The organism is Klebsiella sp. 10982 (assembly GCF_048589245.1).
Lineage (GTDB): Bacteria > Pseudomonadota > Gammaproteobacteria > Enterobacterales > Enterobacteriaceae > Klebsiella > Klebsiella quasivariicola.
Genome location: NZ_JBMAXV010000048.1, coordinates 24517 through 31553 on the forward strand (window position 1 = coordinate 24517; position 7037 = coordinate 31553).

The 7037-nt window shown below is 53.7% G+C and carries 9 protein-coding genes and 3 pseudogenes; 5 read left to right on the forward strand and 7 right to left on the reverse strand.

The features are described from left to right. Positions 1 to 32: 32 nt before the first annotated feature. From ACKLKD_RS24175 to ACKLKD_RS24190, 4 genes and pseudogenes are all read right to left on the reverse strand, one after another. Positions 33 to 920, reverse strand: a complete 888-nt coding sequence (locus tag ACKLKD_RS24175; RefSeq protein ID WP_080897230.1) for a manganese catalase family protein — start codon at positions 918 to 920, stop codon at positions 33 to 35. A 16-nt stretch (positions 921 to 936) separates the two neighbouring features. Then, complete coding sequence (locus ACKLKD_RS24180) at positions 937 to 1443, reverse strand: ferritin-like domain-containing protein (RefSeq protein ID WP_025713462.1); 507 nt, start codon at positions 1441 to 1443, stop codon at positions 937 to 939. Positions 1444 to 1469: 26 nt separating this feature from the next. Beyond that, positions 1470 to 1964: pseudogene (locus ACKLKD_RS24185) on the reverse strand (ferritin-like domain-containing protein). Between the two features lie 89 nt (positions 1965 to 2053). Then, on the reverse strand, positions 2054 to 2239 hold the full coding sequence (locus ACKLKD_RS24190) for a general stress protein (protein ID WP_004150795.1): 186 nt from the start codon (positions 2237 to 2239) through the stop codon (positions 2054 to 2056). 611 nt (positions 2240 to 2850) lie between these two features. On the opposite strand from ACKLKD_RS24190, the gene ACKLKD_RS24195 reads away from it, so the two are divergent. From ACKLKD_RS24195 to ACKLKD_RS24215, 5 genes and pseudogenes are all read left to right on the forward strand, one after another. Then, complete coding sequence (locus tag ACKLKD_RS24195) at positions 2851 to 4044, forward strand: zinc-dependent alcohol dehydrogenase (RefSeq protein WP_080897232.1); 1194 nt, start codon at positions 2851 to 2853, stop codon at positions 4042 to 4044. A 101-nt stretch (positions 4045 to 4145) separates the two neighbouring features. Continuing rightward, positions 4146 to 4277 (forward strand): annotated as a pseudogene (locus tag ACKLKD_RS24200) (DUF1272 domain-containing protein); the annotation flags it as partial. Positions 4278 to 4478: 201 nt separating this feature from the next. After that, complete coding sequence (locus ACKLKD_RS24205) at positions 4479 to 4802, forward strand: antibiotic biosynthesis monooxygenase family protein (protein ID WP_087805958.1); 324 nt, start codon at positions 4479 to 4481, stop codon at positions 4800 to 4802. Further along, on the forward strand, positions 4795 to 5187 hold the full coding sequence (locus tag ACKLKD_RS24210; protein ID WP_080897236.1) for an amino acid-binding protein: 393 nt from the start codon (positions 4795 to 4797) through the stop codon (positions 5185 to 5187). Before ACKLKD_RS24205 ends, ACKLKD_RS24210 begins: the two co-directional genes overlap by 8 nt. Beyond that, positions 5184 to 5897 carry an ArsR family transcriptional regulator gene (locus ACKLKD_RS24215; protein ID WP_025713467.1) on the forward strand — a complete coding sequence of 238 codons (714 nt, stop codon included), beginning with the start codon at positions 5184 to 5186 and terminating at the stop codon, positions 5895 to 5897. Before ACKLKD_RS24210 ends, ACKLKD_RS24215 begins: the two co-directional genes overlap by 4 nt. Before the next feature lie 273 nt (positions 5898 to 6170). Here ACKLKD_RS24215 and ACKLKD_RS24220 read toward each other — a convergent pair. The 3 genes and pseudogenes from ACKLKD_RS24220 to ACKLKD_RS24230 form a co-directional block, all read right to left on the reverse strand. Further along, positions 6171 to 6287 (reverse strand): annotated as a pseudogene (locus ACKLKD_RS24220) (hypothetical protein); the annotation flags it as partial. 163 nt (positions 6288 to 6450) lie between these two features. Then, positions 6451 to 6822, reverse strand: coding sequence for a hypothetical protein (locus tag ACKLKD_RS24225; protein ID WP_032437619.1), 372 nt, complete (start codon positions 6820 to 6822; stop codon positions 6451 to 6453). After that, complete coding sequence (locus ACKLKD_RS24230) at positions 6779 to 7018, reverse strand: hypothetical protein (protein WP_023284987.1); 240 nt, start codon at positions 7016 to 7018, stop codon at positions 6779 to 6781. The genes ACKLKD_RS24225 and ACKLKD_RS24230 overlap by 44 nt, the downstream gene beginning before the upstream one ends. Between the last annotated feature and the right edge of the window lie 19 nt (positions 7019 to 7037).

Genomic DNA, 7037 nt, shown 5'->3' on the forward strand with positions numbered 1-7037 from the left:
CGCCCCGGCCGCAACCGGGGCTCATGCGAACATCACTTAGCCGATGATGAGGTGTTTTGCTTCCCGGCGCCAAGTTCGGCGCCGGTCAAAGGATCACCCTGCGGGTCAGACTGTGTTCGCTTCAGCATTGCTTTGCACAACGCTTCCTGCTCTGGCGTCAGGCTGACAGAGGCACTGCCATCGCCGCCATCCACCGCCGGCTGCGGATCCTTGACATAATCAAAGTGTTTGTCACTGTTCCAGCTGCCGCGCACTTCTCCACCTTCAGACATATTGTAGTAGGTGTTAGCGTACTCGCTAATGGGCGGCAGTTTACCCGGTGGAAAATGGTTACGAATCGACTGCTGGGCCTTCTCGAAAGAGAGCTGGTGCGCCGCTTCGCGGGTCATCAGGAACGCCAGGGCGTCTTTTACCCCGGGATCGTCGGTGACATTGATCAGGCGTTCATAGACGATCTTCGCCCTCGCCTCTGCCGCCACGTTCGATCGCAGGTCAGCGGTGGGTTCGCCGATCGTATCAACGTAGGCCGCCGTCCACGGTACACCCGCCGAGTTGGTCAGCGGGGTACCGCCGCCGTACAGCAGGGAGGTGATATGACTGTCGTTACCGTTGGCGGTCAGCGAACGGTAGAGTTCCGCCTCGCTCTCGGTGCCCTCCGCCAGTGCCCCTTTGGCGCCTTTATTCAGCATGCCGACCAGGGTGCCAATGATCTCCAGGTGGCTCAGCTCCTCTGTCGCGATATCCATCAGCATATCTTTGCGGCCGGGATCGTCATCGCTTAATCCCTGGGTGAAATAACGACACGCAGCGGCCAGCTCGCCCTGAGGGCCGCCAAACTGTTCGAGCAGTAAATTCGCGAGTCCCGGATTGGGTTCAGCAACGCGCACGGTATACTGCAGTTGTTTCACATGACGAAACATAGGCCTGCCTCCTGGGTTATTTTTTCGCTTCTACGCCGTCAGCATCTGAACGCAGGAGAAACTGCTCCGTAGTCTGAGGAATATGTGTGATCAGCCAGTCGGCCATGGCCTGCTCTTCCGCCAGAATGGCTTCGATCGCCGGGATGGAGGCGGTATCACCCGCATTTTCAGCCGCCGCCAGCAGAGAGGTATAGCAGGCGATCTCAAACTGCTCGAAGACGTACCCGCTGATCGAACCTTTGACGATTTCATCGGAAGGAAACATCCCGCCGATGGACTGGCCAAGAGCCGCCATTTTACTCATCGAATCTTTAATCACCGATCGCGAAATCTCGTTACGGTCGAGGATCTCTTCCAGCACGGTTATTTGCCGTTTGGTCTCATTAATATGCTGTTCAATTCTGGCACGGAGATCGGGATAATTATCGATACGGCCAGCCATCGATTCCAGCATGGATTCTGCCTGCTTTTCCATGGCATGCGCATCGCGTAGCCAGTCATGATAATGTTCAACGTGATTCATCGTCATTTCCTCGTGTCAGGGAGCGTTTATTTTTCCGCTTTTTTATTAATATTACCTACCGCCAAATCGGTTAATTTAACGTCGGTTTGTTTTTCTTCTTCCAGCGTTGCGGCCAGCAATTTAACCGCTTTTTTGTAACCCAGTTGTTCCGCCAGGGTGACCAGGGTACCGTAACTGGCAATTTCGTAATGCTCGACCTTTTGCGCAGCGGCAATTAACGCAGCATCACGTACCTCATTTTTTTCCGTGCTCTCAACGACTTCATTGGCCTCTTCGATTAATCCTTCCATGGCCACGCATTTCATGCGTTTGATCTTCAGGCCGGATTCCTGCTCGATAATCTGGTCGATACGTTCAATCTGGCCCTGGGTTTCTTCGAGATGAGCATTGAACGCCGCGCTGAGTTTTTCACTGGACGCCGCTCTGGCCAGTTTAGCCAGCCCGCGGGTTAATTATTTCTCTGCGCTGTAGGTATCTGAGAGCAGGTGAATAAATACATCTTCAATGCTTTTCATATTCATAGAAATACCTTCTGGAGTCAGAAAATAACTGCGAGTCTATACAGACTCGCAGGAAATACTTTCACTTCAGGGTGCAAGGAAAAGGATAATCAGGAATTATCGGACTTGCGGCCACCGCCGTGGCTGTTTTGTCCACCTTTTTTACCCGCTTCGGACGCACGCTGCGGATCATTTTTAAAGTTCCCGCCGCTGTGCTGACCACCTTTACGACCTGCTTCAGAAGCTTTTTCACGGTCTTCAGCAAAATTACCGGAACCACCACGATGCTCTGCCATATTTCACCTCATGTATATCGGTTATGTCAGTACGATACGAAAATATTCCGTATCACTCGTCGTTCGATATTTAAATCTAGCGGGTAATGCTGGTTAGTCAAATTATTATTCCGTTTTTCCGCTGTCTTTTAGCAGCAATTCGGAATTATTCTACAAGATACCTTAAAAATAACCAGGCGGTACTTTTTCTGGTAACTCACTGTGTTCAGGGAAATAATATCTGCATTCCTCCCATTATCTATACCTGCGAAGTACTCCGATTGGGTGATATAACGAAGCGGCACCGATACGCTTCGTCAGCCTGAAATTCAGAACTTTTCTAAAAATTATCAATAAAAAAAGCCGCTGGGGGAGCGGCTATCAAATAAAAAATGGAGCGAATATCATGCGTGATTAAGGCTAGTACGCTTAATGAAAATAGACAAATAATTTAAACAAACCAGACGTGAAATAAGCGAAGCGTAGAATACGCTCAGCGACTTGAATATCACGCAGCTACATTATTTGTGCTCTACGCTTTATTTTTTAAGGTGACTTGTCGGCAGCAAGCGCGTCGGGTCACGATACCCTGGGCCTTATGCGGTTAGCCGCTCTCTTCAGGAGAATACGCAATGAAAGCACTCACTTATCACGGTCCCCATCATGTTAGTGTCGACACCATGCCTGACCCGACTCTTGAGGCGCCGGACGATATTATTCTGCGCGTCACCGCGACGGCGATCTGCGGTTCCGATCTGCATCTTTACCGCGGAAAGATCCCGGGGACGCACCATGGCGATATTTTCGGCCATGAATTTATGGGGGAAGTGGTGGAAGCGGGTGCCGAGGTCACCGCGGTCCGCAAAGGCGACCGGGTGGTTATCCCGTTTGTCATCGCCTGCGGAGACTGCTTCTTTTGTCGTCTGCAGCAATATGCCGCCTGCGAAAGCACCAATAGCGGCCAGGGGGCAACGCTCAACCGCAAAGGGATCACGCCACCGGCGGCCCTGTTCGGCTACAGCGATTTGTACGGCGGGATCCCCGGCGGCCAGGCAGAATATGTACGGGTCCCCAAAGCCAATACCGGACCGTTTAAAGTGCCGGACACCTTACCCGATGAAAAGGTGCTGTTTCTGTCAGATATTCTGCCCACCGCCTGGCAGGCGGTAAAGAACGCCGAGGTCAAACCCGGCAGCAGCGTGGCTATTTTTGGCGCCGGCCCGGTAGGGCTGCTGTGCGCCTCCTGTGCCAGGCTCAATGGCGCAGAGCAGATATTTATCATCGATCATAACGATTACCGACTCGATTTCGCACAGCAGCGTTATGGCGCGATCCCGATAAACTTCGACACCCATGACGACCCGGCGCAGTGGATTATCGATAACACGCCGGGACATCGCGGCGTCGACGCGGTGATTGACGCCGTGGGCTTCGAGGCGAAAGGCAGCCTTACGGAGACCGTCCTGAGTACGCTGAAAATTGAAGGCAGCAGCGGCAAAGCCCTGCGCCAGTGCATCGCCGCCGTGCGCCGCGGCGGTATCGTCAGCGTGCCCGGCGTGTACGCCGGTTTTATTAACGGGTTTATGTTTGGCGATGCTTTTGATAAGGGCCTGACCTTCAGGATGGGGCAAACCCACGTCCACGCCTGGTTACCGGATCTGCTGGCGCTTATTGAGCAAGGGCTGCTTACTCCGGAGGAGATCGTCACTCACCATATGCCGCTGGAAGAGGCCGCGCGCGGCTATCAGATCTTTGAGAAACGCGAAGAGGCATGCCGCAAAGTCATCCTCGTGCCGGGGATGCAGCCCGGGAAAGCAACGCTTTGAGATGGCGGTTAACGCGCTGCGAACCCTCTCGGCAGCCAGTCCGGGCAATAATATAAAAGCCCTACCACTGCTGATAGAGCCGTTAACCCCAGGAGAAGTTGATGCTCGAACGACGCCCGAATTGCGAATGCTGTGATAAAGATCTGCCGCCCGACTCACCCGAGGCGTTTATCTGCTCGTTCGAGTGTACTTTTTGCCGGGACCGCATGACGGCGCGGCTGGACGGCTATTGCTCTGGCCTGTTCAAACCGTAAGGCCGCAAGTCGCCCCATGGCATCAACCCGTTTCTTTTTTTGCCGTTCACAAGCGCGAAAATATACTGGCAAACTGCCATTACCATCGCTTATCTGCCTACAGGCATACTTCGCTGCCCACCGAAGCATCCTGCTCTGGCCGTCAGTAGACTGCGGGGACATTCACCACGGAGCACACTGATGATCGCGGTACTTTTTGAGGCCGACGCCTTACCAGAAGCACAGGAAAGATATTTACAGCTGGCGGCCGGGCTGACGCCTTTGCTTTCAGACACGCCGGGGTTCATTGCCATCGAGCGCTTTCAGAGCCTGAATACGCCCGGCAAAATCCTCTCGCTATCCTGGTGGGAAGATGAAGCATCGGTGGCCAACTGGCAGCAAAATGAGCGGCATCTGGCTGCCCAGCGCGAAGGCAAAGCATCGATCTTTTCATACTACAGAATACGCGTCGCCCGCGTGTTCCGCGATTACGCATCGGATCGGGAGGCACAGCCAGATGTATGATATTCACGTGATTCTCAGCAACACGCCGGGCTCGCTTGGCGCAATGGGTATGGCGCTGGGGAACAACGGCGTGGGGCTCGAAGGCGGCGGCGTATTCACCACGCCTGAGGCCAGACATGCGCATTTTCTGGTGGAAGACGGTGAAAAAGCCCGCAGGGTACTGACCGAAGCTGGCTTTACGGTCAGCAGTGTGTGCCGCCCTCTGATACGAAAGTTACCGCAGAAACGACCGGGGGAGCTGGGTGAAATCGCAGATACCCTGGCCCGCAACGGCATTACTATTCTGGTACAGTACAGCGACCACCGTAACCGGCTCATTCTCATTACCGATGATGACACCCGGGCAGCGGAAGTGACCGAAAAATGGGCCATACTTTCTGAATGAATCTACTGAAAACATCGCAAGACAGTAAGCCAGAGGAAGCACTGGAAACCGCTATGGCGATGGTAGCTTCAGCCCTCTCTGACCCGTCAAGGGTCAGTATTCTCTGCGCCCTGATGGACGGACTCGCCTGGACGGCGACCGAACTCAGCACGGTCGCCGAGGTGTCTGCCTCCACCACCAGCGGGCATCTTGCCCGACTGCTCAGCAATGGGCTGGTGGTGTGTCTTGCACAGGGGCGTCACCGCTATTACCGCCTGGCGGGCCCGCATATCGCCGGGCTGCTGGAAAACCTGATGGGCGTCTCCATGCAGGCGCATAAGGCGCTGACCACCAGTACGCCGGTGAATCTTCGCTACGCCCGGACCTGCTACGATCACCTGGCGGGCGAGCTGGCGGTCAATATTTATGAGTTTATGCTGCGGGAGGAATGGCTGGCGGCAGATGGCCAGGCCCTGACGCCAGCCGGTAAAACCCAGTTTGAACGCCTTGGCGCAGTACTTAACGCCCGCCCGCGACGCAAGTCTTGTTGCCCCTGTCTCGACTGGAGTGAAAGACGTTTTCATCTGGGAGGCGACGCCGGTTCGGCGCTGATGGCGCTGCTTGAGCAGAAAGGATGGATAACCCGCACACCGGGATACCGGGAAGTGCAAGTGACCGACAGCGGCAGAGCGGCGCTGTCCCGGCTGTTTAACCTGAAGGTGAGCGGATAGCCTGAGTTTAGGCTACATCACATTTTCGCCGACCTGCTCCGGTTTAGGCCGGTCGGGCCATCAGTAAGACGCCCGGCGTTCAATCCCTGGCCACTTGCGATCTGGCGATAAACTGCGCTATTCCTGTCACGAAATGCATGGCGTTGATGGACGTTGTGCTGCGGGAAATCGGCGCTGGCATCGCGCAGCGAGCGCCCGGCAAAAGCATTGACTGAATATCAAAAAAAAGCGGGAGCCCATCGGCTCCCGCTTTTACTTAATCCACCAACGGGATTACATGTTCGCGATAATCGCGTCGCCAAACTCTGAACATTTCAGCAGTTTCGCGCCTTCCATGCCTTTAACGATCAGGTCTGCGGCTTCGAACCACTGCATGTGGCGCAGCAATACCTACCACAAAAACAGATAAGATATTGTTTTTATTATTTATTATATCAATTTAAAGTAAATTTTTTACCTCAAGTATCCATTTTCAACCCATTGATTTATCTTATGTAATTCTTCATTTTGGGGAATGTATATCTATCAATATTCATGCTCACGGCTCTATGTCTCACAACACTGGACAATCATCATCATCCTTCCCTGTCCGATTGATAACGAATGTCACTACCCCGACAACTGTAACATCATCCAGGGCCTCACCTTCCAGCGCTTCACCGTCTCGTGTAATAAATGCCCGGCCCATAATTTTTGCAAAATCAGTGCCGCCGCCGTATTGAATTAAAACGGTATCTCCTTGCTTTGGTTTTACGGAGCAATCCACTACGGCATAGCCGGTTTCTGTTTGTACTATCCGAGTATTGGGGCCGGTACCGCAGAGTGAATCAACGGTCAGACGCCGTTCAACATAGTCAGCAGCTGGCGACGGAAATCCCACGTTATAGCCCTCCGTTTGGGTTGTATAACTGGAACGTGCGCTCATCGCCTTCCTGCGTTGAGACATCCCGGAATGTCGTCACATAGTGCTCTATCCACTGGTTAGCCTGGCGCGGTGACCATATCCAGTTAACTTTTGCGAGTTCCCGGATAAAACCGGACGTTGTCACGGTGCGACGGCCATTAGGCTCAATGACAATTGCCTGACGCCAGGCTATTTCGATATCTGAGTTTCGCGGCATAACTTCACCTCCCGAAAAT